The 26,976-nt window shown below is 47.1% G+C and carries 19 protein-coding genes; 10 read left to right on the forward strand and 9 right to left on the reverse strand.

The features are described 5' to 3' along the window. Positions 1 to 97 precede the first annotated feature (97 nt). Positions 98 to 1,921, reverse strand: coding sequence for a malto-oligosyltrehalose trehalohydrolase (treZ, locus tag NDI35_RS18695; RefSeq protein WP_445314041.1), 1,824 nt, complete (start codon positions 1,919 to 1,921; stop codon positions 98 to 100). A gap of 317 nt (positions 1,922 to 2,238) precedes the next feature. On the opposite strand from treZ, the gene NDI35_RS18700 reads away from it, so the two are divergent. Further along, complete coding sequence (locus NDI35_RS18700) at positions 2,239 to 4,299, forward strand: amylo-alpha-1,6-glucosidase (RefSeq protein ID WP_445314042.1); 2,061 nt, start codon at positions 2,239 to 2,241, stop codon at positions 4,297 to 4,299. 35 nt (positions 4,300 to 4,334) lie between these two features. Further along, positions 4,335 to 5,375: a glucokinase gene (locus NDI35_RS18705; protein ID WP_445314043.1), complete on the forward strand. Its 1,041-nt coding sequence runs from the start codon at positions 4,335 to 4,337 to the stop codon at positions 5,373 to 5,375. A 303-nt stretch (positions 5,376 to 5,678) separates the two neighbouring features. Here the strand turns inward: NDI35_RS18705 and NDI35_RS18710 are convergent, their stop codons facing one another. The 6 genes from NDI35_RS18710 to NDI35_RS18735 all read right to left on the reverse strand — a co-directional run bounded on the left by NDI35_RS18710 (position 5,679) and on the right by NDI35_RS18735 (position 13,134). Then, positions 5,679 to 6,140 carry an EVE domain-containing protein gene (locus NDI35_RS18710; protein WP_445314044.1) on the reverse strand — a complete coding sequence of 154 codons (462 nt, stop codon included), beginning with the start codon at positions 6,138 to 6,140 and terminating at the stop codon, positions 5,679 to 5,681. Beyond that, positions 6,137 to 6,628: an SRPBCC family protein gene (locus NDI35_RS18715; protein ID WP_445314045.1), complete on the reverse strand. Its 492-nt coding sequence runs from the start codon at positions 6,626 to 6,628 to the stop codon at positions 6,137 to 6,139. Before NDI35_RS18715 ends, NDI35_RS18710 begins: the two co-directional genes overlap by 4 nt. 59 nt (positions 6,629 to 6,687) lie before the next feature. Next, entirely contained in the window at positions 6,688 to 9,048 is a 2,361-nt protein-coding gene (locus NDI35_RS18720) for an FHA domain-containing protein (protein ID WP_445314046.1), read from the reverse strand. A 77-nt stretch (positions 9,049 to 9,125) separates the two neighbouring features. Continuing rightward, on the reverse strand, positions 9,126 to 10,976 hold the full coding sequence (locus NDI35_RS18725; RefSeq protein WP_445314047.1) for an ABC-ATPase domain-containing protein: 1,851 nt from the start codon (positions 10,974 to 10,976) through the stop codon (positions 9,126 to 9,128). Between the two features lie 186 nt (positions 10,977 to 11,162). Beyond that, positions 11,163 to 12,203, reverse strand: coding sequence for a M28 family peptidase (locus NDI35_RS18730; protein WP_445314048.1), 1,041 nt, complete (start codon positions 12,201 to 12,203; stop codon positions 11,163 to 11,165). A 352-nt stretch (positions 12,204 to 12,555) separates the two neighbouring features. Further along, entirely contained in the window at positions 12,556 to 13,134 is a 579-nt protein-coding gene (locus NDI35_RS18735; protein WP_445314049.1) for a hypothetical protein, read from the reverse strand. A 731-nt stretch (positions 13,135 to 13,865) separates the two neighbouring features. On the opposite strand from NDI35_RS18735, the gene NDI35_RS18740 reads away from it, so the two are divergent. After that, on the forward strand, positions 13,866 to 16,823 hold the full coding sequence (locus NDI35_RS18740) for an EAL domain-containing protein (protein ID WP_445314050.1): 2,958 nt from the start codon (positions 13,866 to 13,868) through the stop codon (positions 16,821 to 16,823). Between the two features lie 381 nt (positions 16,824 to 17,204). Continuing rightward, positions 17,205 to 19,763 (forward strand): alpha-glucan family phosphorylase, encoded by a 2,559-nt coding sequence (gene glgP / locus NDI35_RS18745; RefSeq protein WP_445314118.1) that lies wholly within the window; start codon positions 17,205 to 17,207, stop codon positions 19,761 to 19,763. A 702-nt stretch (positions 19,764 to 20,465) separates the two neighbouring features. Here the strand turns inward: glgP and mnmG are convergent. Continuing rightward, positions 20,466 to 22,382, reverse strand: a complete 1,917-nt coding sequence (mnmG, locus tag NDI35_RS18750) for a tRNA uridine-5-carboxymethylaminomethyl(34) synthesis enzyme MnmG (RefSeq protein WP_445314051.1) — start codon at positions 22,380 to 22,382, stop codon at positions 20,466 to 20,468. 196 nt (positions 22,383 to 22,578) lie between these two features. Between mnmG and NDI35_RS18755 the strand changes: the two genes are divergently transcribed. Beyond that, positions 22,579 to 22,872: a type II toxin-antitoxin system Phd/YefM family antitoxin gene (locus NDI35_RS18755; RefSeq protein WP_445314052.1), complete on the forward strand. Its 294-nt coding sequence runs from the start codon at positions 22,579 to 22,581 to the stop codon at positions 22,870 to 22,872. Then, on the forward strand, positions 22,869 to 23,258 hold the full coding sequence (locus NDI35_RS18760; RefSeq protein WP_445314053.1) for a type II toxin-antitoxin system VapC family toxin: 390 nt from the start codon (positions 22,869 to 22,871) through the stop codon (positions 23,256 to 23,258). The genes NDI35_RS18755 and NDI35_RS18760 overlap by 4 nt, the downstream gene beginning before the upstream one ends. A 72-nt stretch (positions 23,259 to 23,330) precedes the next feature. Here NDI35_RS18760 and NDI35_RS18765 read toward each other — a convergent pair whose 3' ends face one another. Beyond that, complete coding sequence (locus NDI35_RS18765; RefSeq protein ID WP_445314054.1) at positions 23,331 to 23,684, reverse strand: helix-turn-helix domain-containing protein; 354 nt, start codon at positions 23,682 to 23,684, stop codon at positions 23,331 to 23,333. Between the two features lie 216 nt (positions 23,685 to 23,900). On the opposite strand from NDI35_RS18765, the gene NDI35_RS18770 reads away from it, so the two are divergent. The 4 genes from NDI35_RS18770 (at position 23,901) to nrdR (ending at position 26,970) form a co-directional block, all read left to right on the forward strand. Then, positions 23,901 to 24,230: a hypothetical protein gene (locus tag NDI35_RS18770; protein ID WP_039887994.1), complete on the forward strand. Its 330-nt coding sequence runs from the start codon at positions 23,901 to 23,903 to the stop codon at positions 24,228 to 24,230. A gap of 198 nt (positions 24,231 to 24,428) precedes the next feature. Further along, positions 24,429 to 25,958: a photosystem II chlorophyll-binding protein CP47 gene (psbB, locus tag NDI35_RS18775; RefSeq protein WP_445314055.1), complete on the forward strand. Its 1,530-nt coding sequence runs from the start codon at positions 24,429 to 24,431 to the stop codon at positions 25,956 to 25,958. A 143-nt stretch (positions 25,959 to 26,101) separates the two neighbouring features. Beyond that, entirely contained in the window at positions 26,102 to 26,197 is a 96-nt protein-coding gene (locus NDI35_RS18780; RefSeq protein WP_006635641.1) for a photosystem II reaction center protein T, read from the forward strand. A gap of 215 nt (positions 26,198 to 26,412) precedes the next feature. Then, positions 26,413 to 26,970 (forward strand): transcriptional regulator NrdR, encoded by a 558-nt coding sequence (gene nrdR, locus NDI35_RS18785; protein ID WP_445314119.1) that lies wholly within the window; start codon positions 26,413 to 26,415, stop codon positions 26,968 to 26,970. The last annotated feature ends 6 nt before the right edge of the window (positions 26,971 to 26,976 follow it).

The raw sequence follows: 26,976 nt of genomic DNA on the forward strand, positions 1-26,976 counted from the left end.
GACAGAGGCTGAGAACGAGATAGGTTCTGCCTCCTGTTGCTTGTTCCTAGGCTCTGCCTGGGAACGCCTGTATTTGAGGCTCTGCCTCCCGTGTTAATTACTGTAATTCATAGAGTGCGAAACTCTGCGGTTTAACGGTCAATTTTTGATCTGAAGTTATCTTTTCAGGCAAGCTAGAACCTGAACCCATCCATTTTTCATCAGCAGAGTCTAAAATTTTGTGACCGTTGCCTTGGGGAAGTGCAGCCGTAAAAGCTACCTCTTGCCTGCTGAAGTTTAGAATGCAGAAGATCTGGCTGTCATCTGTCCAGCGACGTAGAAATAAGATTTTTTCCGCTTCAATGCTGGATACTTCTAGACTGTTTTTGTCGAGTTTTTTAAGGGCTGGTATTGTCCGCCGAAGTTGAATCAAATGTTGGTGCCATTCCCAAAGGATTTTGTGTTTGCCTTCGGTTTGTTTTTCCCAGTTTAACTTACACTTCTCGAAAGTCTCAGGACTCTGGGGGTCGTGAAACTCGCCTCGACCTTCAAAGATTTTAAATTCTTGTTGTTTGTCTTTGCGGATAGCTTCAATTAAGTTTTCGTCCGAGTGGGAAACGAAGTAAAAAAACGGTGCTTCTTCTCCGTATTCTTCTCCCATAAAAAAGAATGGAATGTAGGGAGAAATTAAGACTGTGCCGGCTGCAAGTTTCAATCCTTCAAAGTCAACTATTTTGGATAGTCGGTCTCCCAAAATGCGGTTGCCGATTTGGTCGTGGGTTTGGGCAAACACCAGAAATTTATGACCCGGTTCATCTTTAACAGAATTGCCGTGTTTCCGCTTTCTGTGGGGGGCGTACTGGCCGGAGTAAACAAAGCTTTCTTTGAAGGCTTTTTCTAAGTGTTCGCACTTGCCGAAATCTTGGTAGTATCGGTCGTCTTCTCCAGTCAGCAAGGCGTGCAGTGCGTGGTGGAAATCATCGCACCATTGGGCGTCTAGTCCGAAGCCACCGAGTTCTTTGGGACGTATAGTGCGAACATCATTTAAGTCACTTTCGGCTATTAAGTAAAGTTGCCGTCCTAGTTCTTGGGAAATATCGGCTGTGGCATCGGATAGTTCTTGTAAAAAAGGTCTTGCACCTACTTCAAATATTGCTTGAATTGCATCTAATCTCAGGGCATCGATGTGATAGTCTCGAAACCAGTAGAGGGCGTTTTCAATAAAGTAGTTGCGTACCCCGTCGCTGTAGGCGTCGTCGAAGTTGAGGGGGTCTCCCCAAATTGAGCCGTATTTGGATGTAAAGTAGGGGCCGAAGTCCCTGAGATAATTTCCTTCGGGGCCGAGGTGGTTGTAAACTACATCGAGAATTACTGAAATGCCGTGTTCGTGGCAGGCGTTGACGAGTGTTTTGAAGCCTTCGGGGCCGCCGTAGGAGTTTTGAACTGCGTAGGGATATACGCCGTCATATCCCCAGTTTCGGTCGCCAGGAAATTGGGCTACTGGCATTATTTCGATGGCGTTGATTCCCAATTCTTTAAGCTGTTTTAGCTGGGGAATTATTGCTTCAAATGTTCCGGCTTGGGTGAATGTGCCGACGTGCAGTTCGTAAATAATCATTTCGGCTAGCGGCACGCCTTGCCAATTTGTGTCAGTCCAAGTAAAAATATTTTGATCTATTACTTGCGACGGAGCATGTACGCCTTGGGGTTGATATTTTGAGGCTGGGTCTGGTCGCTCGGTTTTTCCTTCAATTTGGTAAGTGTAAAGGGTTCCTGGTTCGATGTCTGTAGCTGTGGTTTGCCAATAACCTTCTGCCGATTGTTCCAGAGGTATCAGGCGTTTTTTTGGGGAAACAATTTGGACTGCGATTTGTTTGAGGGTGGGCGCCCAAACGGTAAATTCACATTGGTTATTGCCGAGGTAATTTGCTCCTATCTTCACTTTGAGCCGTTCTCCTTATAAAATAGGTTGGTGGTTCGATCGCCCGACGCGCTATCAAATGCTTTGCCCTTAACGTTCAGCGCCTGTTTAGACGGTAATATTACTTAATATAACAAACAACTAACTTTAGACAGAGGTATCAAAGGCTAAAATTGTGTAAGGGGCAAAAGTAGCGGTTAGTTATGTCTAAATTAGATCGGGAATCGGCAGGAGGGCGATCGCCAAATTAACGGCCTGGAAGCGTTAATATTTCTGGTTGATATCATGTCGAAAATCTACCTAAAGGTAGGTCAAAAATCAGCGCGAGTGTGGATTTTATGGTTATGGCTTTTGGACGGGAAATCTGCTGCAATCTCGACTCGGCGGAGTCTCGGGAGTGGTTGGTCACAAACGGGATCGGCGGTTACGCTAGCGGGACGATCGCAAATCTCCTCACCCGCCGCTATCACGGCTTGCTGGTAGCCGCCCTCAAACCCCCGCTGGGACGCACTCTGATGCTCGCCAAGCTGGACGAGACGGCTGTGTATCACGATCGCGCCTATCCGCTTTATACAAACCGCTGGGCCGACGCGACGATGGAACCCCACGGCTACAACTACATCGAAAGCTTTCACCTCGAAGGCACGACGCCTGTTTGGAGGTTTGCTCTCGCCGACGCTATCCTGGAAAAGCGGATTTGGATGCAGCAAGGTGCTAACACAACATATATTCAATACCGCTTGCACCGCGCCTCACAACCGATCGCCCTCGCTGTCAAAGCCCTAGTAAACTATCGCGACTACCACCACACGACGAGCGTCGGCGACTGGCAGATGAGCCTACAAACCTTGGAACGCGGGGTTTGCGTGACTGCATTTCCCAAGTCTGTACCCCTGTACCTGCTGACGGATGCCGAACCAGAGGCGAAATTTCGAGTTTCTACGCCTTTATACAATTGGCATTACGGATTTGACCTAGCAGCCGAAAAGCGCCGGGGATTGGACTACTGCGAGGATCACTTGCACGCGGCGACTTTTCACATGACGATCGCACCGGGAAGTTCTCTCACATTGATAGCGAGCACCGAGAAAAATACCGAACTCAACGGCGGTACAGCTTTAGAGGTGCGCCGCGCTTATGACCAACAACTGCTGCAAAACTGGTCAAAAGTGAGCGAATCTCCCGACTGGATCAATCACTTAGTGCTCGCCGCCGACCAATTTATCGTCAGCCGCCCGCTACCGGAGGAATCCCAAGGCAAAACGATTATCGCCGGATATCCCTGGTTCAGCGACTGGGGGCGCGACACGACGATCGCCCTACCCGGCCTCACAATCTGTACCGGGCGATGGGAAATTGCGCGATCGATTTTGCGGACATTTGCGCGGTATGTCGATCGGGGGATGCTGCCGAACCGCTTCCCGGATGCGGGAGGCGAACCGGAATACAACACCGGAGACGCCACGCTGTGGTACTTTGAGGCAATCCGCGCTTATATTGATGCCACGGGGGACGACGAACTTTTGAGCGAACTCTGGCCTACTTTATGTGAGATTGTTGATTGGCACATACAGGGAACTCGGTATAACATCCGCCTCGATCCCGATGACGGTTTAATCTACGCCGGCGAAACCGGCGTGCAACTGACTTGGATGGACGCGAAAATCGGCGATTGGGTGGTGACACCCCGGATTGGTAAGCCGATCGAACTCAGCGCCCTTTGGTACAATGCTATACAAGCTATGGCAAGTTTTGCTCGAAAACTGGGCAAGCCTCACAATGAATACCAGCAATTGGGCGATCGAACAGCAGCCGGATTTCCTCGCTTCTGGAACGCCTCAACTGGTTACTGTTACGACGTTCTGGACGGCCCCGACGGACACGATGCCTCGCTGCGGCCCAACCAAATATTCGCCGTATCCCTGCCCCTAGACTCGATTCCTCCCCACTCCGCCAACTCCTTGTCAGCGGGGATGCGCCAGGAAACCCGGTATACACCGTTACTGACGCCCATCCAGCAGCGCGGCGTGGTGGACGCCTGCGCTCAACAGCTTCTCACTTCTGTCGGCCTCCGCAGCCTCTCGCCGCAGCACCCGCAGTATCGCGGCGCATACGGAGGCGACCAATTGCAGCGCGACAGCGCCTACCACCAGGGCACAGTTTGGGGCTGGCTGATTGGCCCGTTTGTCTTGGCGCACTTGCACGTATACAAAAACCCAGCACAAGCGATCGAATTTCTCGAACCGATGGCACATCATATAAGAGCCGGCGGAGTTGGCAGTCTGGGCGAAATTTTTGAGGGCGACGCCCCCCACTCGCCGCGGGGCTGCACGGCTCAAGCTTGGACTGTGGCTGAGGTGCTGCGGGCTTGGTTGGCAATTAATACTGTGGGTGTTTAAATGGGGAATGTTATCTTTGGTGGAAAAAGAGATTTATGGCATTATTATTAGCGGGCGATATTGGCGGAACTAAGACAATTTTGCGCTTAGTGGAAAGGACTGTTAACGGTGAAATGAACGCTCTTTACGAGTTTCGCTATCCGAGCGGGGAGTTTCCAGATTTAGTACCGATGGTGCAGCAGTTTTTGACAGAAGCTGCTACGAAATTGGATTTTGCGCCATTGCCTGAAAAAGCTTGTTTTGCGATCGCAGGCCCGGTGGTTAACAACACTGCAAAACTGACTAATTTGCCTTGGATGCTGGATGCGAAGCGTCTGGAACAGGAATTAGGAATATCACACGTTAGTTTAATTAATGATTTTGTCGCGGTTGGCTACGGCGTGTGGGCTTTGGACGATCGAGATTTGCACACTTTGCAAGTTGGAAAACCCCGCCAACACGATCCAATTGCTGTGATTGGTGCGGGTACTGGTTTGGGAAATTGTTTTGGAATTCCCGAGGCAAATGGCATCAGGGTATTTTCTTCGGAAGGGGGGCACGGTGACTTTGCTCCTCGTTCGGAGTTGGAGTTTGAATTGCTGAAATATTTGTTAGCAAAACACGACATTCAAAGAATATCGATCGAGCGTGTGGTTTCGGGACTAGGGATTGTTTCAATTTACCAGTTTTTGCGGGACAGAAAGTTTGCTCCTGAATCGCCGGAGATAGGGGAAGTTATCAAAAAATGGGAGTCAGAAATCGGTAAAAGCGAGAAGACTGTCGATCCGGGGGCGACAATTGCACAGGCGGCACTCAAAAAGTGCGATCGGCTTTCCGAACAAACAATGCAAATGTTTGTAGAAGCTTACGGTGCAGTGGCCGGAAATCTCGCTGTGACACTGTTACCTTACGGCGGTTTGTACGTAGCTGGCGGCATTGCTGCTAAGATTTTGCCGCTGATTCAAGAAGGGGGTTTTATGCGAGCTTTTACGCACAAAGGCCGGATGGATTCGCTGTTAGAAATGATGCCAGTTCGATTGGTTTTGAATCCCAATGTAGGGTTAATTGGTGCGGCTGTTTGTGCGGCCGGTCTTTAGGAGATTGCAAATATTTGGGGCGGGCAAGATGCCCACCCCACAATAATTTTTGTGGCACAGGCATCCTGCCTGTGGTATTAATTCCGGTTGCACTCAGACATGATAGGCAAGGACGGAAGCGGCATTGCCGTTTCCCTACCCCAAAATAATCATGAGCACGACCTGAGAGATGTAACCAGCGCCAGATTAATTGTAGGGAAACGGCACTGCCGTGTCCTGACTGTGGGTAATATCACATCTGTTGGGGTCGGAATTATTCATCTCTCTTTTTTCTGACTCTGTGCTCTCTGCGTTCTCTGCGGTTTAATCATGAGATTCTCTCATCTTCAAAATCTTCTGTGCCGCACTTTCAGATACCGGCATCACCGATAACCGATTGCCTTTCCTCACCACCAAAATCTCATCAGCGCTAAACTTTTGTTTCAGTTCATCCAAAGATATTAACTTAGCAAATTCCTCAACAAACTCAACTCTCACAGTTTGCCAGCGAGGAGCATCAAAGGGCGATTTAGGATCATAATATTCGCTATTCATATCGAACTGACTCGGATCAGCAATCCCAGCTTCCACGACGCGCACTAACCCGACAATACCCGGAAATTTAGTATTAGAATGGTAAAAAAATACTAAATCTCCGCGACTCATTTCTCGCATAAAATTGCGCGCTTGATAGTTGCGAACGCCATCCCAAATCGAAGTGCGATTCAGTTTCAAATCCGCAATACTATAAACATCGGGTTCCGACTTCATTAGCCAATAATTCATACAATTAATTCGCTTGGGTTAGCCAAATATTCTTTAATTTTATCTAAACACTGCTGCATAGCTTTTTGCATAAAAACCTGAACTAGCAACAACCCAAGCGGATAGAATACCGGAGAAGTCAGCATAAAATAAAACTCCCAATCAATCCGAGTTCCCTTTGCTGTAGCAGTGAAATTCCAATCTCCGCCACCAGACTCAATGAGTAGAGAAATCGGAAACTTAAACCCTCTAACCAGTCGGTAGGTTTGTCTTTCTGGCTTTTTGAAAGTAATGATTTCTTCATCAATCACCGAAGTGTCGGAATTTTCTATCCGCCGCACGCCGCCTTCACGCATCTCTCCACCATCTGCCATCTCAGCTTTAATAATTGCTGGAATTGGGCCATATCCGCGAAAGACTTTGGGCAGATTTGACAGGGAGGTAACAAAATCAAAGACTACTTCCGGCGATGCAGCGATTTCTACTAATGCGTTGGTTTTAACTAACATTTATTCCTCCCCCCATGTGATTTGATAATGAACTGTGAGTTAAAAAGGCGTAATTTTAATTATAAAATATCCTTCCGCTTCTGCAACCACAGAGTCAACATCAAATAAACGAAAATATGCACGCACAAAATACCCCAGTTTAAACCCAAATTCTCCCAGGTGGGATCGTAAACCGGAGTAGGTTCAAACGGCTGAGGAAGTATGCTCCCATCCGGTAATGTAGTAGGCGCGGGAACCATCCCATTCACATTAACTAAAGAGCCGTAAGCACCCACAGACCAGCGGCTTAACATCAGCCAAGAAAATGTGCTCGCCGCACCTTCCATCTTAAACAAAACTCCAGAAAAAATAATCTGAGGCAACAGTAATAGAGGCAAAGCGCTGTTAGCTTGAGAGCTATTTTTAACAATGGCGGAAACGACTAATCCAAGGCTCATGCAGCTCATTAAAGTTAGGAAAGTGGTAATACTTGCTCCCACAGGCCAGGAAATAAAACTCGGTTCGGGGGATTTAAAAGCAATCAGAATAACTCCTACCATTAACAGTGTTTGCAATACGGCTAAACCAGAAAGTATAAAAAATTTTGAACCTAAATAAGCAAACAATCCTAAATTGACCAAACGTTCGCGCAGATAAATAGCAGATTCTTTGACGATTTCTTGCAGAGAAGTTGCCAGTCCTACCCAAATAGCCGCGCAGGTAAATACAAATAAAACTCGGAGCGCTAAAGGTGCTAAAGTTGCCTCCGGTGCGCCAATTAATGGGTCTTTATCTCTGACGGCTAGCCGCAGCAAACTAATGCCGATCGGAGCCGTTAAAAGAGCTAAACTCAAGTTAACTAAGTCGCGGAAAACGAGTTGAAAATAGCGCTGGGCAAGCAAAACGAGTTGTTTTACAAAAGATTGAGATTTTGGTACAGAAGGTGCAGAAGGTATTTTTGCATTAGCCTGGCTTCTGCTGAAGTGGTTGACAATATAGCGCTGATAGTAGGGAGATTTATTAAACTTTTCTGCCCAGCTTTGAACGTTGATTTCTCCTGTTTCTAATTCGTTGTAAATGTCCGCAAAATCGCCTGTTTTGACATCGAAAAAATCGAGTGCTTCCCTAGGCGGGCCGAAGTAACAAAGGCGTCCGCCGCGACCCATAAAAACAATGCGATCGCACATCGTGATATTTGCCGTCGCGTGAGTCACCAGAATCACCGTCCGGCCTTGACTTGCCAACTTTCGCAGCAGTTGCATCATCTTCTTATCCAAACCCGGATCGAGTCCTGAAGTCGGTTCGTCTAAAAAGAAAAGTTTCGGGTCTGCTAACAGTTCAACTCCGATGCTGACCCGCTTTCGCTGTCCGCCGCTAAGCTGTTTTACAAAAGCCTTGCGGCGGTGAGTCATTTCAATATCTTCTAAAGTTTTCGCGACTACCTGCTTGACATCTGTATCGGGAGGTAAGCGCAATTTAGCTGCATAACTCAAGACTTCTTCTACTGTCAAATCTGCGTGTACAATATCATCTTGAGGCACGTAACCGATTTGATTGCGGTAAATATTGAAGTTTTGGCGCAGGTTGTCGCCGTTGAGAAACACAGCGCCGTTAGTAGTTTTTTCGATGCCTAAAAGCGTCCGCATTAAAGTAGATTTGCCAGCGCCGCTACCGCCGACTAAAGCCACAAACTGCCCCGGTTCGATCGCCAAAGTGATGTTATCCAAACGCTTCGGAATCACCAGACTGTCAGCATCCAAACGAATTTGATGGCCCGAGTCTTGCATCTGCAACTCACCGCTGCGGTAAGTTAGAGTAAACGGGCCGATCCGAATTGCATCTCCCTCGGACAATTGTACAGAATTTGTCACTCGCTGACCGTTAACAAAAACCCCGTTAACGCTGTGGTCTCTCAAAATATAATTGCCACGACTGTCTTGGTCGATTGTGGCGTGGCGTCTAGAAACAAGGGGCGCATCTAATTGCAGCGAAGCATTTGGATCGCGGCCCAACAAAACCGACCGATTCTTAAGAAGAATTGACTGCTTGCTAGGGACAGCAACCTGATTCGCCAGCGGATTAAAATAACTCAGCAAAACTTGATTTTGAGGATCGAGACCGATTTTAATTTCAGTGCCGTTTTTCAGACAATAACCGTCATTGGGAGTGATGCGAGTGCGATCGACAAATAAGCCATTAGTGCTAGGCCGCTGGCCGTCACCGTCGTAAATCCAGTAATTATCCCCAATTTGGCGCAAAACAGCGTGAACGCCGGAAACTGCGCGCCAGGGTTCGGGAATGACTAAATCAGCACGAGTGCGATCGCGCCCCAATACGTGCTGCTGCTGTTTTAACTCTAACTGTAAAACCTCCCCTTGATTGCTTAATACTATATAAGGTCGATCGCTTAAAGCAGTCAGTTGTCCTATATTGCCTGTCATACTTCAATCGCGGTTTTTGCACTCACTTTCGCCAGCATATCAAAAGTAGGACAACAATACACTTATATTAAGCAAGTCTACTTAGCAACAACCGACAAACTGCGAAGCCGATTAATTGCCGCCGCCAATTCAAACCGCCGAAACATGGCAAAATCCCCTTCAGGAAAAGGCGATAAAATATCCATCCCCTGGGCGTCAATATCTGCCATCACCAAATCTATGATTTCCGACAAAGTGCGTTTTCCGTCCATGTATTGCTGCTTAGCATAAACCATTGCCGCAGCGATCGCCCTTAACTGTCCGCTGTCCACAATTTGCTCAACAGCACCCAAATCAATCTCCTCAGTTCCGAAAGCCAATTCATCAACATCCCGCACCTTCACCCGCACATCTCGCCGTCCCCGACTCGGATCTAAACTAGCAGGAATCGGCACTCTTTGAGTAATCTCACCAAAATTTTCTCCCCCTTCAGCAGCGCGGCTAATCGAGTAATTTTTAGCAATATCTTTAGCGTTTTCCGTCACATTATATGCTTGAAAATTTTCCATTGCAATCACAGTATCCGCCACATCAAAATAATCGCCGCTTCCCCCCATGACTAAAATAGTCGATACCCCATAATCTGCATACAAATGTTTAACTTTATCAATAAACGGCGTAATCGGTTCCTTATCCTTAGCGATGAGTTCCTGCATTCTGCGATCGCGAATCATAAAATTCGTCGCCGCCGTATCCTCATCCACCAATAAAACAGGCACTAAATCCTCTTTTGAAATAGCGAGTAATTGCGTCTCTAAAACAAAAGACTGAGCTTCTTCCTTCTTCCCTCTTCCCTCTTCCTTCTTCCCTCTTCCTTCTTCCTTCTTCCTTCTCCCCACTTCCAAAGCCTCAATAATATTAGCAGCTTGCGACGTGCTACCGCTCGCATTTTCAGTATAAAATTGTGCAGTATCTCTACCTTGTGGTAAGTGGTTAATAAAAGGCGAAATATCAACTCCCGCAACACTTCTGCCATCTTCCGCTCTAATTTTCACCGCCGCCGGATTAGTCACCACAAATTCCCTACCGTCTCCCGGAATTCGGTTGTAAACTCCCAACTCGATCGCCCTGAGTAAAGTTGATTTGCCGTGATAGCCGCCGCCAACAATCAAAGTAACGCCAGCGGAAATACCCATACCGGAAATCAAACCGCGATTCGGACAATTAAACTCAACTTTTAACGACGGCGGCGATTGAAAAGCCACAGCATTATTTAACAAAGGACTGTTGTCAACACCGCTGCGCCGGGGCAAAATAGAACCGTCAGCAACAAACGCAACTAATTCTTTTTCAGCTAACTGCTGCCGCAGCCAGTCAGCATCTTCTACTGTTTCAACGTGACGGCGACATTCAGCAGCATTTAAGTTAGCATACTTCAGAGAATTGCTGACAATTTGCGGGATATCTTCGCACAGCATTTCAGCAGCTTGTCGCCCTAAAATACTGCGTCCACTCGCTGGAAGTCCGACGGCAAATCGCAGTTCAACTCCTCCTAAATCTTCGATATCGGATGTATTTGAGGAAATGATAAATGCGGAAGTTCGCTCTAAAACTTCTTGTCCGAAGCGAGTCACTGCAATCATACCACTTTTCCCAGTGCCGCGTTTGCTGCTGATGCTGTAGGCTGCTTTGTCAAACTGGCGAGTTAGGTAATCTCGCAAGGCTATTTCTCGACTGCGAGAATTGAAAAGTTCGCGGGGTATTTGAGCAATGTTGGGGGGAACTATGACTCTAAATTTACTGGGAGAAGCAAACGGATCTCCCTGCACGTAATCAATAATTAATGTGAATTCAGAAAATTCGTAGTTACCTTGAATGTCTTTGTATGCTTTGTAGCCTCTATTATCTAGTTGCAGTAAATGCCGTTGCAGGCTTTCTTTGTTAGTCATTCGTTATTACTTATTAGTTATTACGTATTAGTTATTTACCTAGTTCCTAGGCTCTGCCTAGGAACCGATTTCCAGAGGCTCTGCCTCGCTTGCTTGGCGTGGGAAAATTGGAGGCAGAGCCTCCGGATATGCGTTACCAGGCAGAGCCTGGTAACGAGTAGATTACGGATTACCAATTACCAATTACTAATTAGCTAATTCCAATAATTTAGCCACGGCATTAACAACAATTTGAGCAGAACCGGCGAAAAAAGGTCGATCGATAGTTGCTAATGTATCGCTAGATTGGTGATAGTGGGGCGATCGCAAATTTGCAGTATCCGTCACCAACACAGCACCAATTCCTTTATACCAGAAAGGCGCGTGGTCGCTGCGTAAAACATCGGGAGTCAGCAACCCTTTCAGGGGAACCGGTAGCGCCACCACAGGCGGCAAATCGGCTTTTCCAGACTCCGCAAAACTTTTCAATAGCAGCGGATGTTCCGCATCTCCAATCACAGCGATAAACTCGCCTTTGTCGGGAGAAGTTACCCCCGATGCTTCTAGAAAAGGTTGCGCTGTCAATCCTTCGGGATATTGCTGGCATCCGGGCGTGCGGCAGGCATAACCTACCATATCTAGGACGATCGCGCCCTGCAAATTTTTTAACCGCGCCTCGCTACCTGTAAATGCTAAACTGCCTAAAAGTCCGAGTTCTTCCCTGTCGAAAAATGCTACCTGCAATGTCCGAGGCGTGGGGCGAGAACCCAGTAATCTTGCTACTTCTAAAACTACTGCAACTCCCGTCGCATTGTCGTCAGCGCCTGGGGAGTTTGGTACAGTATCGTAGTGTGCTGCCACTAAAATTGCACCGGCGTTTGAGTCAGTACCTTTTCTCTCAGCGAAGACGTTGATTCCGCGATCGAACTCCTGCAAATCTGCGGAAAATCCTAATGTTTGCAGTTGTTTAGAAATGTAATCTCTAGTAAAAGAGCGAGATCCTTCTCCCTCACGTTCTCCTGCTAAAGTCTCGACGTGTTTCCACAGCCGGGACGGGTCAATTTGCGGCTGAAAAAAAGTAGTTTTTTCAGCAGGAAGCGGTAAGGGAGACGGGTTTGGCGAAATGTGAATATTGCGATCGAGCGAAACTGAGGGTACAGCCGACAACCGCTGCCACGAGCCAGAACGCCAACCCACAGCCGTAACCGCAACCAGAATAAATAGCGCTATCCAAATCAATTGTTTCATCAGTAAGTCTATTTGAGATTTTAGACAGAGCTTACGCACTCCTCGCTCTCATCAACCGGGTTTTTTAGCGAAAGCGAGGGCTGCAACAAAGTCTTTTCGTAAAACCCGGTTGATGCGTCCAGAAGTGTTATATTTTAGATTTTAGGTTGACACCAGAGTTAAAAATAAACCTGTTTCAAAAAATGAAACTCAAAAATCTTAAAATTAGCTGTGCCAGAGGCAGTTTTGTATTTTTGATTTAAACAAGCAGGTAACAGCCTTGGGATGTTGCCGTCGAATCTGTCTTGCTTAGGGGAGCGTTCGACGGCGACATTCAAATCACTAATTTACCTTTAAAATTTACAAGTCAAAACTACTTTTTTTCCCACTCAATCTCCTTATTCTCCAATATCAACCCGCTGCTGCTGGGAACAGCGTAAGGAATAGTTGTTGCAGAAAATTTGACTATTTCAGTGGGTTGTTGAAACCACTCGGAATAACTCGGATTTAGTTGGTCGTACAGTGCTTTCAAAGCTTGGATTTCTACCTCTAGCTGCGCTGCGACTTGATTGATTCTGCGAGCTTGTGCTTGCAAGCGCTTTTCGCCGGTTTGAACAGTGTTTTCTATTTCTTGCCAGTGCTCTCCGGCCAGCAATTTTTCTAGTTCACCTTGCTTGTAATTGAGTAAAGCCTGTTTTTGTTGCAGTTGCTTTTCAATATTTTTAGTCTCTCGGTCAATTTCCTGGATTTGCTGCAACCACTGCTCCCCAAAAGCAGCAGTTTGCTGGTGGAACTCGGCAATGGCTTCAGGAGTATTATTTTTGGGAAAACTGACTGCCACTCGGCACTCTGAGCGCTGTACGGCAAGTTTTTCCCGCGACTCTTGCAGGGCGGTAACTTCTGCTTGCAGCGTGCGGACTTCTTTTTGGAGTTCTGGGATGGTCTGACTCATGGGTTCAATTAGTGGACCTCTGCATCGATTTTAAGCTAATTGTTTATTTTTCTAACAAATCCCGGTCGCCTCCTTGCGGGAATTATCTAATTTTAGCGCGCTCCCACGCGGTGTCTAGGCAGAATGGCGGATAATTTGTGGCACAATGGCTGATGACACATTTTAAATTAAGATTAAAATTGTAATTAGTTATAAAGCTAAATTATTAGCTTGGTAAAATTTAATTTACAAATCCACATCAATTCCGGGTGGCTGGGTTTTCCTATTGTACAGAAAGTTTTGCTAAACTTTTTGACATTTATGATTGCTAAAAAAATATTTAAAATTAGGAAATAGAGCCAATGAAAATAATTTTTCAATTAATGTTGGGATATTTCGCTCTTGCTATTTTTGGTGTGGAATGTGGCATAAATCCAAAAATATTACCGACAAGTCTAGGAGATGGGCATGGCACTCCCCCTGTAGCAGGGATTTTGGTTCGGTCTCAGAAACATAGCTATTTGCGATCGGCATCTCGCCCCCTTACTTCTGCAAGCGCCACATTATTTTTGGATAAATTATCCCCAATTGAGCCAGTACAATTACCGACTTACAATTATATACAATCTCAGGAAAGTCAGAGGAAAAAACCTAATTTTAGGTTAACAATAATCGGTAATTATCTGGTTTTTATTTTTTTATTAATTTCATTATTCATTAGGGGTAAAACAGTAAATAGCTTATCCAAGACGATGAGCTTAATCAAGGCCAAGTCTGAAACAGAGAATGACAAGCTACCAAAAGGAGAAAAAGTGTTGTATCCAAAAAAAGAACTGGATATCTGGCATACTATTGCCCAAATGACCCAAGATTTGCAGCAAACTGCCGAATATGCCCTGGATATTTGCGAGGAAATGAACGTCTCGATAATTGCGACCACCCCGGCCGGTCATATCCTGTCGTTAAACCAAGCTACCTGTCAACTTTTGGGATACTCTAAAAAAGAGTTGTTAGGCAAACCAATAGCCGGACTTTTTAAGAAAACTGAATCACCAGACCCGGAGTTAGATTTAGCAAGTTTAACAGCCGAAGGTTCTGTCCGCAACGTCGAAAAAGTCTACATTTCTAAACAGAGAAAAAAAATAATTGTACAGCTTTCTATTTTAATTATTCGCGACGGTCAAGGCAAGGTCAGCGGCCAGTTATACATAGCACAAGATATTACCGATAGCAAGCGGGCTGAAAGAAATTTGCGCCGCAGTGAAAAAAAGTTTCGCCAACTGATAGAAACTGTGAATGCTGTTGCATTTATCTATCACCGCAGACAGTTACGTTATGTCAATGCTCAGACAGAAGCTCTGACAGGATATACTCGCGAAGAATTGCTAGCATTGGATTTATACGACTTAATTCATCAAGATTTTATAGAAATAGTTAAAAACTGGGGTAAATCCCGCCACGCGCGCTCAACTGCAGGCTCTAAATATGAATTAATAATAGTCACGAAAACCGGAAAGTTGCGCTGGATTGAAGCAACTGTAGATATTATCAAATTTGAAAAAAAAGCCTCACTATTAATCACAGCATTTGATATCAGCGATCGCAAATTAGCAGAGTCACAACTAGAAACATCTCTTTCGTTGCTTCAAGCAACCATTGAATCTACTGCTGACGCTATTCTGGCGGTTGACAGTGGAGGAAAAGTTATCACCTTTAACCGCAAGTTTGCCGAAATGTGGCAGTTGCCGGATTTCCTGCTGGATTCGAGAGATAACAACCAAATTTTGGGGTTTGGAATCAACCAGTTAAAATACCCGGAAATATTTCTCAACCGTGCTAAAGAATTGTCCGATCGCCCCGCAGAAGAAAGTTACGAGATCATCGAGTTGACAGATGGCAGAATCTTTGAGCGCTACTCGTTCCCCCAGCGCACGGGAGGCAAAATTACTGGTCGAGTATTCAGCTTTCGGGATGTAACGGAACGGGTGCAATCCGAAGAAAAACTACGCAAAAGCGAAGAACGCTTTCACCTGCTGACGCGGGCGACGAATGATGCCGTATGGGATTTTGATTTGTTAAAAAATGAGTATTGGTTAAGCGTAGAATTTGAAAAAGTTTTTGGATACAAACTCAACGAAACTCAGACGATAGAATTAGAATCTTGGTGGCTAAATATTCATCCCGAAGAACGAGAAAGAGTGATGTTAAGCTTCCACGAAGCAATGAATTCAGACGCTCAATGTTGGTCGGAAGAATACAGCTTTCACCGTGCAGATGGGGGATACATTTTTGTACTCGATCGCGGCTATATCATCCGTAATGAAAATGGCAAAGCAGTAAGGGCGATCGGTACGATGATGGACATTACTCAGCGCAAGCAAGCTGAAGAAATTATTCGCTATCAAGCTGTTTATGACCAACTCACCGGTTTACCGAACCGGATACTTTTTAATGAGCGGCTGCTGGCTTCCTTAAAACAAGCTAAACAAACTAAAAAAATGTTAGCGGTGATGTTTTTAGACTTAGACAGGTTCAAAAAGATTAATGATACACTAGGTCACGCTGCGGGCGATCGCCTGTTAGAAGGTTTTGCCGGACGCATCAGCGACACTTTGCGATCGACTGACACGGTTGCCCGCTGGGGAGGCGACGAATTTACCATACTGCTTCCCGATATCAATTGCTTAGAAGATGCAGTTAAAACAGCTCAAAGAATCCTCCACAATTTAAAGCCAGCATTTAAACTAGGAGGACAACCGTTTCATGTTAGCAGCAGCATCGGCATTGCTCTTTATCCAGATGATGGTGAAGATGCCGAAACTTTAGTCAAAAATGCCGATGCTGCCTTGTACCACGCTAAAGAAATGGGAAGAAATAACTATCAGTTATATACTTCAACAATTAATCCCCAAAGCAGCCAGTTACTAACTATAGAAAACAGGCTGCACGAGGCTTTAGAACAGGGAGAATTTGAGATTTTCTACCAGCCAAAAGTCAACATCACTACTTGGGAAATTCAGGGCATGGAAGCCCTGCTGCGCTGGCAACATCCACAACTAGGTTTAGTTACTCCCGCTACATTTATTCCGATCGCCGAAGAGAACGGGCTCATTGTAGCTATTGGAGAATGGGTGCTGCAAACAGCCTGCACTCAAAATAAAGCTTGGCAGGATGCTTTGCAGCCAGCTTTGCGGGTAGCAGTCAACGTTTCGGCTCGGCAGTTCCAGCAATTTAATTTATTAGAAATGGTAGCGAACTGCTTGGAAAAAAGCGGTTTAGCACCCAAGTATTTAGAGTTAGAAATTACCGAGACGACAGCCATGCAAGATGTGGATTATACCACAAAAGTTCTCAGGGAGTTGCAGAATATGGGAGTGCAAATTGCGCTGGACGATTTCGGCACGGGTTATTGTTCTCTAAATTATCTCAAAAAGTTTCCTTTGAATATCTTAAAAATAGACAGGTCGTTTGTCAGCGGATTGACGACTGATCCGTGCGAACGGGCGATCGCCAAGGCTGTAGCGACGCTGGGGCGAGATTTGAATTTGAGCGTGGTAGCCGAAGGAGTAGAAACTAAAGAGCAGTTGGAGTGTTTGCGCGAACTCCACTGTCAAGAAATTCAGGGTTATTATTTCAGCCCTGCGCTCTCGGCTGGCGATGCTACCAAACTTTTGGTAAATTCTATGTTGAGGAAAGTGCAAATTGCTTAATGAGTCATTAGTTATTAGTTATGGTTCTTGACCGCGAATCTTAGTCTCCGGACTGGTTTTCCTCCGCTGCACCCCCAACATCATCACTGCTAAAGCGCTGCGGCGGGCCTAAGTTGTCGGGCAATTCGTTAAGATTCTTGCCCAAAGCGTGACACAGCGCTATTAACTTGAAGAATTGTCAGCTCAGGGGCATCAAGTCCTAAATCCCGCCACCGCAGTTAAAAGCTTAGCTGGGGTAGGGACACGGCACGGCTTCGTGTGCTTAATGATGGTCGATCGCGATCGCCCGCCCTTGTTAAAACTTAAAATAGTGTGCAGAATAACGGACTTGTACCTAAAGACAGAGGAAAATATCGCTACCCCAACATAAAGGCTTTGTCTATGCAGCCAATTCGCACATTTAACGTTTCCCCGTCGCTACCGACAATTCTCGAACCCCTACGCAGGCTTGCTTACAACTTGCATTGGGACTGGAACGTCGATACCAAAGACCTCTTCCGCCGCCTCGATCGAGACCTGTGGGACTCCAGCAACCAAAACCCGGTGCTGATGCTCGGAACCATATCTCAAGAGCGACTGCAAGAAATGGCAGAAGACGAAGGCTTCATTGCCCAAATGAACCGAGCAGCCCAGCAGTTAGACGATTATCTCAAAAATCGCGCCTGGTACCGCAAACAGCGCGGCACCGAGCAGCAAGAATGCTACGCTTACTTTTCGATGGAATTCGGCTTAGTTAAAGCCCTACCGATCTATTCGGGCGGTTTGGGCGTACTCGCAGGCGACCACCTCAAATCAGCTAGCGATTTGGGCTTGCCCTTAGTCGGTGTCGGCTTGCTATACCAAGAAGGTTATTTTTCGCAGTATCTCAACGCCGACGGCTGGCAGCAAGAACGCTATCCGCTCAACGATTTCTACAATATGCCGCTGCACCCAGAACGCAATCCCGACGGTTCGGAATTGCGGATTGAGGTGGACTATCCCGGCCGCAAGGTGTATGCCCGGATTTGGCGGGTACAAGTGGGAACGGTTCCTTTGTACCTAATGGATACAAATATTGAACCTAACAGCCGCTACGACCAAGATATTACCGACCAACTGTACGGCGGTGATAAAACTCTGCGGATGCACCAAGAAATCATGCTGGGCATCGGCGGCGTGAAAATGCTCAAGGCATTGGGGCTGACAGTTACGGCTTATCACATGAATGAAGGCCACGCGGCTTTCATGGCTTTGGAACGCATTCGGATGCTGATGGAGGAATATCACCTGAGTTTCGTGGAAGCGGAACAGGTGGTGGTTTCGAGCAGTATGTTTACGACTCACACGCCGGTGCCTGCAGGGTTTGACTTGTTCGAGCCGGATATGGTGATGCACTATCTAGGTCAGTATCCCAAGATGTTTGGCTTGTCGCAAGATGAGTTTTTAGGATTGGGCCGGGAGAATACTGGCGATTTGTCCGCACCTCTGAATATGGCAATTTTGGCAATTAAAATGTCGAGTTTTGTCAACGGGGTGGCGGCTTTGCACGGTGTGGTGTCGCGCCCGATGTTTCAGGGTTTGTGGCCGGGTTTGCCGCAGGAAGAAGTACCGATTACTTCGATTACCAACGGGGTGCACGCTCGCAGTTGTGTGGCGAAGTCTACTCAGGAGTTGTACGATCGATACCTCGGCCCGGACTGGGAAATGACTCGCAAGGACGATCGACTCTGGGACAGAATGTCGTCGATTCCTGATGAGGAACTATGGCGCAATCACGAACGCTGTCGATCGGAGTTGGTGGTGTTCGCGCGGGAGTGGCTGGAAAAGACTTTGCGCGAGCGCGGTGCGGCACAAACGGAAATCGAACACGCGCGGGAGGCACTCAATCCGAAGGTGCTGACGATCGGGTTTGCCCGCCGCTTTGCTACTTACAAGCGGGCGACGCTGTTTTTGCGCGATGTCGATCGAATTATGCGGATCATGCGGGATCAAAATCGCCCGGTGCAGTTTGTGATTGCTGGGAAGGCTCACCCGATGGATATTCCGGGTAAGGAATTGATTCGGGATATCGTTCACTTCATCCGCGAGCACGAGACGATGAGCTCGATGGTGTTTTTACCGAACTACGACATTAACGTTGCTCGGATGATGGTTTCTGGCTGCGATGTGTGGCTGAATACGCCGCGCCGCCCGCGTGAGGCTTCGGGTACTTCCGGGATGAAAGCTTCGATGAATGGTTTGCCGAATCTGAGCATTCTTGACGGATGGTGGGATGAGGCTGATTATGTTCGTACCGGTTGGCCGATCGGACATGGGGAATTTTACGAAGATACTAAGTATCAGGATGAAGTCGAGGCGAATGCTTTGTACGACTTGATGGAGAAGGAAGTTGTACCGCTGTTTTACAACCGGGATGCTGATGGCATTCCCCGCGGTTGGACGGAGAAAATGAAGGATTCGATTCGCTTGAACTGTCCTTTCTTCAATACGGCTCGGATGGTGAAGGATTACGCGCGGCGGGCTTATTTCCCGGTGAGCGATCGATTCTTCACGATGACTTCGGATAATTGTGCTCCGGCCAAGGAATTGTCTCACTGGAAGAAGCACGTTCTCGCGAAGTGGAAGGATATTAAGATTGAGGCTGTTGATATTTCCCAGGATAAAGAAGTTAAGGTCAATCAGTCGATTTCTGTTAAATCTCGGATTAATCTGATGGGATTGACGCCTGCAGACGTGCAAGTCGAACTTTATCAAGGTTCGGTTGATGCTAACGGAGATATTGTCGGCGGCGTGCCGGTGGTGATGGAGTATTTGGGAGAAGATGCTAACAATGCTAGCCTTTATACGGCTGACATTACTTATACTTCTAGTGGTTTGCAAGGTTTGTCGTTGCGGGTTTTGCCGAAGCACGATAATCTCAGCAGTCCTTATGAAGCTGGCGTGATTCTCTGGGCACATTAAAGGAAGGAAGAAGGAAGAAGGAAGAAGGAAGAAGGAAGAGGGAACAAGGGCATGACACGGATTCGGACACGGATACAGGGATGAATTTAACTTTGTTTCCCAATTCTCCCCCTCTCCCCCTCTCCCTCTCGCTGTCTCCCCCTCTCTCTCGAACTCTTTATGGAAGTTGGGGAATGATTATGTAGCCGGCTGTGAAATGATCGCCCAATACCAAATTCCGCTCTATTCCCTAATACCACCAGTGAGCGCGTATATAAGCATACAGCAAGGCATCTAGCTGCTCTTCTAAGGCTTTGAGGGTGGCAACACTGGTGGGGATTGCGGGGACGTTTGAACCACCGATGAATGCTAATTCTTATGCGGAATATTTGCGAAATTCAGGCTTGGTTCGAGGATTTATAAATATCTACAATATACTGGCAGAATTTCATCACTTAGAGTTGACATTCTGCCAGTTTTCCTTTTTTATGGCATTGCTGAATACAGGTATACATTCAAGATTTCGTAATTTTTATAAGCCCAGTATGGTGACTTTTGTAACTTCCGATAAAAGTTGATTTATACCGTGAATCAGCAAAGCTTAGAATCTATATCCCTCAATATGAAATCCGCAGAAGAAAATAGTGGTTCCACAATAGTCACACTTTTTCATACTGCGATTTCCTAAAATTGAAGGAAGCCTTGAGACACCTCTAGTTTAGCTTATTTACCCACACCCGCTGGCTGCTGACGGTTTCGCACTTCCAGGAAAATCAACAAAGCATTAACATCAGCCGGATTTACCCCACCAATTCTCGCCGCTTGGCCAATCGTCAGCGGTTTCACCTTAGCCAACTTTTCCCGCGATTCTTTGGAGAGAGTTGTAATTGCCATGTAATCCAAATCGGCAGGCAATTGTCGGCGTTCGTGTTTGGCAATGTCATCGATTTGATTTTGCTGTCTTTGCAGGTAGCCGGAATATTTGATGTCAATTTCTGCACCATCTTTCTCGGCCAACTTCAGACTAGAATTGCCTAAATTGTAGCGTTCCAAATCCACATAATGAAAACCAGGACGACGCAACAAATCAGCCAGAGTAATTGAACCTTTAATCGCTTGTTGAGTATCAGCAAAAATTGCCTTGCCTACTTCCTCGTGCTCTTTCACCCGCGTCGAGTACAAGCGTTCCTTCTCTGCCACAATATTAGCTTGTTTGCGATCGAACAACTCCCAGCGGCGATCGTCAATCAAACCAATTTCCCGTCCCAGCGGAGTCAAGCGTTGATCAGCATTGTCCGATCGCAATAATAGCCGATATTCCGATCGCGAAGTCAACATCCGGTAAGGTTCCCGCAAATCCTTCGTACACAAATCATCGATCAAAGTGCCGATATAACTTTGCTCGCGAGGAAACACAATCATCTCCTGATTTTTCGCAAACCTGGCTGCATTAATCCCCGCCACAATCCCCTGTGCCGCCGCCTCCTCATATCCAGTTGTACCGTTCACCTGACCCGCGCAAAACAGCCCTTCAATCTTCTTAGTCATCAGCGTTGGAAAGCACTGAGTAGCAGGCAAATAATCGTACTCCACAGCATAAGCAGGGCGCATCATCTCGCACTTTTCCAAACCCGGAAGAGTCCGCAGCATTTGCAATTGCAAATTTTCCGGTAAACCAGTCGAAAATCCTTGGATATAAAGTTCCGGAATATCTCTACCTTCGGGTTCAATAAAAATCTGGTGACTTTCCTTATCCGCAAACCGCACAATCTTATCTTCAATACTCGGACAATAGCGCGGCCCCTTAGCATCAACCCAGCCGCCGTAGACTGGAGAAAGGTGCAAATTGTCTCTAATTAACTGATGAGTAGCTGGCGTAGTTCGAGTCAAATAACAAGGCATTTGTTCCCGTTCGATCCAAACTTCTGGATCGAAACTAAACCAGCGAACCTCTGCATCTCCCGGCTGCGGTTCCAGGTGGGTGTAATCGAGAGTACGTTTGTCAACTCTTGCCGGAGTTCCTGTTTTTAACCTGCCCGTTTCAAAGCCCAAACGATTGAGAGTTTCCGTCAAACCAACGGCCGCAAATTCTCCCGCACGTCCGGCGGGCATCGACTTATTTCCTACCCAAATCGTGCCGCCTAAAAAAGTGCCTGTGGTCAGAATTACTGCTTTGCATTCAAAAGCGACGCCAAAGTATGTTTCGACTCCGATAACTTCTTCGTTTTTGCCCAAAACTAAGTCTGTTACCATCGCTTCGCGGATGGTCAAATTGGGTTGATTTTCAACAATATTATTCATCACAGCGGCGTATTCCCGCTTGTCGGTTTGTGCTCGCAGGGCCCAAACTGCGGGGCCTCTCGAAGCGTTGAGGACGCGCTTTTGTAAGTAGGTGCGATCGGCCATTTTGCCAATTTCCCCGCCTAACGCATCAACTTCGTTAGTAAGTTGGGTTTTAGCCGGGCCGCCGACAGCCGGATTGCAAGGTTGCCACGCAATTTTATCGAGATTGAGGGTGAGGAGAAGGGTGCGACAGCCGAGGCGAGAAGTGGCGAGGGCGGCTTCGCAGCCGGAGTGTCCGCCACCTACTACGATGATGTCAAAACTGTCTTGGAATTGTACAGGAGTTTGTGTGGTCATTCGATTTTAGATTTTAGATTTTAGATTTTAGATTGAATAATAGACATCTGGCAAAATTAGGTTTTAGTCCGGGTAGGACTAGGGCGTGTTTTCTTTCCCTAGAATTGGCTTAAATTGTAGGTTGGGTTGAGGAACGAAACCCAACATTCCAAAAATCGTCAAATCCTCTCCCCCTCTAATATCATAGATAATCTAGATGCACAACAGCTTAAAATCGATGTACGGTAAGTCCCTATACCCTCACCCCACCAACACCATGACACAGATCGCCCTTTCCGACCTTCCCGAAACCATCCAAGCCCTACTCACCCAAGCCATACAAACAGGCGAACCCCTCACCATCGCCCAAAACGATCAGCCTGTTGCCATTATCTCCCCCATCAAAAAAAGTAAACGAGCAGCTTTCGGATCTGTCAAAGATACCGGCAAAATTATCGGAGATATCATCGAGCCAACCTCTAACATCGTAACTTGGGATGTCCTGTCATGAAACTCTTACTAGATACCCACATTTGGCTTTGGTATCGTCTTGGGAATCCTCGTCTATCAACCACTTTACAAACGGCGATTGCTAACGAAGAAAACGAACTTTGGTTAAGTCCCATTAGCATTTGGGAAACCCTACTACTTGCCGAAAAAGGAAGATTAACCCTAGAACCCACACCAGAAAAATGGATTCAAAAAAGTCTACAAGAACTCGACACAAAAGAAGCAATCCTCACCAATGAAATTGCGATTCTGAGCCGTCAACTAGATATAATACACCAAGACCCCGCAGATCGATTCATTGCCGCCACCGCCGTTCATTACGAACTAACCCTCGCCACCGTCGATGCCAACCTAACCCAAGCTACTTGCCTAAATACTCTCAGCTAATCCAAAACTTTGCACACCGCAAACGACTTTGAAGACTCGATCGCTCTCACTAAAAAAACCGATGTTCGTCAATTAAAACTCTTCCTCTCCCTTAGTGTAGCTGCTTTCTTCAAACATCGAGGTTAATCCAGTAATTTTTACCGATGGTCGATCTTTTAATTCTCCGACAAATGACAACTCCCCACCCATTGCCGCGATATAACTTTGCAAAGTAGATACCAAAAAATCCGCACGGCGTTCGAGTCGCGACACATTTTTTTGACGCATATTTAATAATTCTGCCATGCGAATCTGAGTAAATTTCCTTGCTTTTCGTAAGTCTTGCAAGGTCATTTCTTCAGCCATTAACTCAATCGAGCGCTTTTCGACTATTGCTCGTTGTTCGGGAGGCAAATTCTCCATAATAGTCTTCAGGCTAATTGTCATCTGTTTCTTGCTCGATTAACTTATTCAAATGACCGGTAAATCTACTATCTGCTATTTTAATTTGAGTAAATTATGCCTGACATAGCATATTATAGGCAATAGTCGATCGAATAACAATATTTATATGCACCCTTCGCGACGAAAGCGGTTCAATAATTCCGTACTGTTGCAGTTTTGCGCTATGTTAGACAAAAAAATCTCAACAAGCGTACACAAGTGAAATACTTCTTCTTATCCGATGGGTGGAAAGTTGGGCGCGTCTGGGGCGTCGGCGGCGAGTGGAGTCACGCCGCCTGGAGGCGGGCGCCGGACATCCAACAGCTCAACCTCTGTCTTTCCGATCGCAACGAAAAAATGTGGCTCTACCGCGTAGAAGACGCCGTACTCATGGTAGAAGTCCAACCAGCAGTCCGTCCCGATCCCGCCGATCCCGCCAAAAATATCGGCAACGTCACCCTCACCAGACTGATCGATGCCGAGCAAGTCCTCGAACGCCTCGGGACGATCGCCGCCCGCTGCGAAATGGGCAACCCGCAACTAATGTAATGCTCAACATATTGCAATCGGTTCTAACACTCGATACACTTCTTTAAATAACTTTCATTTTTATGCCTCCACCTTTGAAGGTAGATGGCAGTCGGCAAAAGGCAGAGTTTCGACCCTGCAGGTAACTGCTGGGGATTCAGAATCTGATTTTTCCGTAAAAATAGACATCATCACTTACACCTTGGAGAACCGCAGTCAATGGGACTACCCTGGTATCGCGTACACACAGTCGTCTTAAATGACCCAGGCCGATTGATTTCTGTACACTTAATGCACACTGCCCTCGTGGCAGGTTGGGCCGGCTCAATGGCCCTTTATGAACTAGCAGTTTTTGACCCCACAGACCCAGTTTTGAACCCGATGTGGCGTCAAGGGATGTTCGTGTTGCCCTTCATGACTCGCTTGGGAGTTACGGGTTCTTGGGGCGGTTGGAGCATCACGGGCGAAGGTAACGTCGATCCGGGCTTCTGGTCCTTTGAAGGCGTCGCCGTCGCTCACATCGTCCTCTCGGGCCTGCTGTTCTTAGCAGCAGTTTGGCACTGGGTATTTTGGGACTTAGAACTTTTCAGAGACCCTCGCACCGGTGAACCAGCCCTCGACTTGCCAAAAATGTTTGGCATTCACCTGTTCCTCTCCGGCTTGCTCTGCTTCGGCTTCGGCGCATTTCACCTTTCGGGACTTTTTGGCCCAGGAATGTGGGTGTCCGACCCCTACGGCCTGACCGGTCACGTGCAGCCAGTGGCACCTTCTTGGGGCCCTGAAGGCTTCGATCCCTTCAATCCGGGCGGCATCGTGGCTCACCACATTGCAGCGGGCGTAGTCGGCGTAATTGCCGGTTTGTTCCACTTGACAGTGCGGCCGCCGGAACGTCTTTACAAAGCCCTGCGGATGGGGAATATCGAAACTGTACTTTCTAGCAGTATCGCTGCCGTGTTCTTTGCAGCCTTTGTGGTTGCGGGTACGATGTGGTACGGTTCTGCTGCAACTCCGATCGAACTTTTTGGCCCGACTCGCTATCAGTGGGACAGCGGCTATTTCCAACAAGAAATCGATCGCAGAGCTCAAGCTAGCTTGGCCGGTGGCCAAAGCTTCCAAGAAGCTTACGAACAAATTCCCGAAAAATTGGCTTTCTACGACTACGTGGGCAACTCTCCTGCTAAAGGCGGTTTGTTCCGGGCCGGCGCGATGGTCAATGGCGACGGTATTGCTAAATCTTGGCTGGGCCATCCAGTATTTACTGACAGCGAAGGTCGGGTTTTGTCGGTGCGCCGCCTCCCCAACTTCTTTGAAACTTTCCCAGTAATTTTGACTGACAAAGATGGGGTCGTTCGCGCTGACATCCCCTTCCGCCGTGCTGAATCAAAATACAGCTTTGAACAAAGCGGAGTTACTGTCAGCTTCTACGGTGGCGAACTTAACGGTCAAACCTTTGATAATCCTCAAGATGTTAAGAAGTTTGCTCGCGCCGCCCAAAAGGGTGAAGTATTTGACTTCGATCGCGAAACCTTGAACTCGGACGGCGTTTTCCGCACTTCGACTCGCGGTTGGTTCACTTTCGGACACGTTTGCTTTGCTTTGCTATTCTTCTTCGGCCATATCTGGCACGGTTCTCGGACTATTTTCCGCGACGTGTTTGCTGGAGTTGAGGCTGACATGGAAGAACAAGTCGAGTGGGGCTTGTTCCAAAAACTGGGCGACGTGACCACCAGAAGAGAAGAACCTCTCTAAATTTCGCCAGCATCTGGGTAGGGGGGAAACTTCCCCGCTACACAAAAACCCGGTTTCTTCAAGAAACCGGGTTTTTTTAGTTAATAATAAAACCAGCAATTAAGATAAAATAATACGGCAAGGGAAGATAGGGAAAATTTAACATGGAAAGCGTTGCTTACATTTTGATTCTGGCTTTAGCCATAGGTGTACTATTTTTTGCGATCGCCTTTCGGGAACCTCCCCGGATTGGCAAATAATTAGCTAGACGCCTGCGGCAAGTCCAAAATATCCTGAACCGGACTGCGGTTAGCCCGCATCATAGTGATCCTCTTCGAGGGCTGCGCTAACGAATTTGGTGCGGGACTATTTCACCGCTGTTTGCTAAGTTATATTTCTAGTCCAGCCATTCATCAGACCCCAGGCGGTTAGATGAATGGCAATTTGCTGGCAATGCCTGTTAAAATCAGCAATCATGCGCTGTTCCTCCTGCCAACACACAAATAGCCGCGTTCTAGAATCGCGTTCAGCCGAATCAGGTCAAAGCATCCGTCGGCGGCGTGAGTGTTTGAGCTGCCAGCACCGCTTCACAACTTACGAACGCATAGAATTTGTGCCGATTACGGTGATCAAGCGGGACGGCAAGCGCGAATCTTTTGACAGGTCAAAATTAGTCAGGGGATTGATTCGGGCCTGCGAAAAAACAGGTTTGTCTTCCGGGCATCTCGAAACTCTGGCCGAAGAAATCGAGGCCCAACTCCAAGGTCGATCGCTCCGAGAAATCGCCAGTTCAGAAATAGGGGAACTGGTGCTGTTGCACCTGCGACCGCTCAGCGAAGTTGCTTATGTCCGTTTTGCCTCCGTATATCGGCAATTTCGAGGCATCCGAGATTTTGTAGATACCCTAAATCACCTTCAGAATCCCCTCAACGAAGCTGAAGATACAGAAACTAGACCGAATTTTGACGCAGATTTGTCGGATTCGGAATCAGTCGATCGAGAAAGCCCAGCATCCTGCGCTACTCCCAGCTAAGCTCGC

Origin of the sequence: Microcoleus vaginatus FACHB-2002, assembly GCF_040004035.1 — a bacterium.
Lineage (GTDB): Bacteria > Cyanobacteriota > Cyanobacteriia > Cyanobacteriales > Microcoleaceae > Microcoleus > Microcoleus vaginatus_C.

What these genes read in the sequence shown, in the direction of transcription:
- NDI35_RS18700 (WP_445314042.1), top strand. Translation starts at nt 2,239, where the DNA reads ATGGTTATGGCTTTTGGACGGGAAATCTGCTGCAATCTCGACTCGGCG.
- NDI35_RS18705 (WP_445314043.1), top strand. Translation starts at nt 4,335, where the DNA reads ATGGCATTATTATTAGCGGGCGATATTGGCGGAACTAAGACAATTTTG.
- NDI35_RS18710 (WP_445314044.1), bottom strand. Translation starts at nt 6,140, where the DNA reads ATGAATTATTGGCTAATGAAGTCGGAACCCGATGTTTATAGTATTGCG.
- NDI35_RS18715 (WP_445314045.1), bottom strand. Translation starts at nt 6,628, where the DNA reads ATGTTAGTTAAAACCAACGCATTAGTAGAAATCGCTGCATCGCCGGAA.
- NDI35_RS18720 (WP_445314046.1), bottom strand. Translation starts at nt 9,048, where the DNA reads ATGACAGGCAATATAGGACAACTGACTGCTTTAAGCGATCGACCTTAT.
- NDI35_RS18725 (WP_445314047.1), bottom strand. Translation starts at nt 10,976, where the DNA reads ATGACTAACAAAGAAAGCCTGCAACGGCATTTACTGCAACTAGATAAT.
- NDI35_RS18730 (WP_445314048.1), bottom strand. Translation starts at nt 12,203, where the DNA reads ATGAAACAATTGATTTGGATAGCGCTATTTATTCTGGTTGCGGTTACG.
- NDI35_RS18735 (WP_445314049.1), bottom strand. Translation starts at nt 13,134, where the DNA reads ATGAGTCAGACCATCCCAGAACTCCAAAAAGAAGTCCGCACGCTGCAA.
- NDI35_RS18740 (WP_445314050.1), top strand. Translation starts at nt 13,866, where the DNA reads ATGAGCTTAATCAAGGCCAAGTCTGAAACAGAGAATGACAAGCTACCA.
- glgP (WP_445314118.1), top strand. Translation starts at nt 17,205, where the DNA reads ATGCAGCCAATTCGCACATTTAACGTTTCCCCGTCGCTACCGACAATT.
- mnmG (WP_445314051.1), bottom strand. Translation starts at nt 22,382, where the DNA reads ATGACCACACAAACTCCTGTACAATTCCAAGACAGTTTTGACATCATC.
- NDI35_RS18755 (WP_445314052.1), top strand. Translation starts at nt 22,579, where the DNA reads ATGCACAACAGCTTAAAATCGATGTACGGTAAGTCCCTATACCCTCAC.
- NDI35_RS18760 (WP_445314053.1), top strand. Translation starts at nt 22,869, where the DNA reads ATGAAACTCTTACTAGATACCCACATTTGGCTTTGGTATCGTCTTGGG.
- NDI35_RS18765 (WP_445314054.1), bottom strand. Translation starts at nt 23,684, where the DNA reads ATGACAATTAGCCTGAAGACTATTATGGAGAATTTGCCTCCCGAACAA.
- psbB (WP_445314055.1), top strand. Translation starts at nt 24,429, where the DNA reads ATGGGACTACCCTGGTATCGCGTACACACAGTCGTCTTAAATGACCCA.
- NDI35_RS18780 (WP_006635641.1), top strand. Translation starts at nt 26,102, where the DNA reads ATGGAAAGCGTTGCTTACATTTTGATTCTGGCTTTAGCCATAGGTGTA.
- nrdR (WP_445314119.1), top strand. Translation starts at nt 26,413, where the DNA reads ATGCGCTGTTCCTCCTGCCAACACACAAATAGCCGCGTTCTAGAATCG.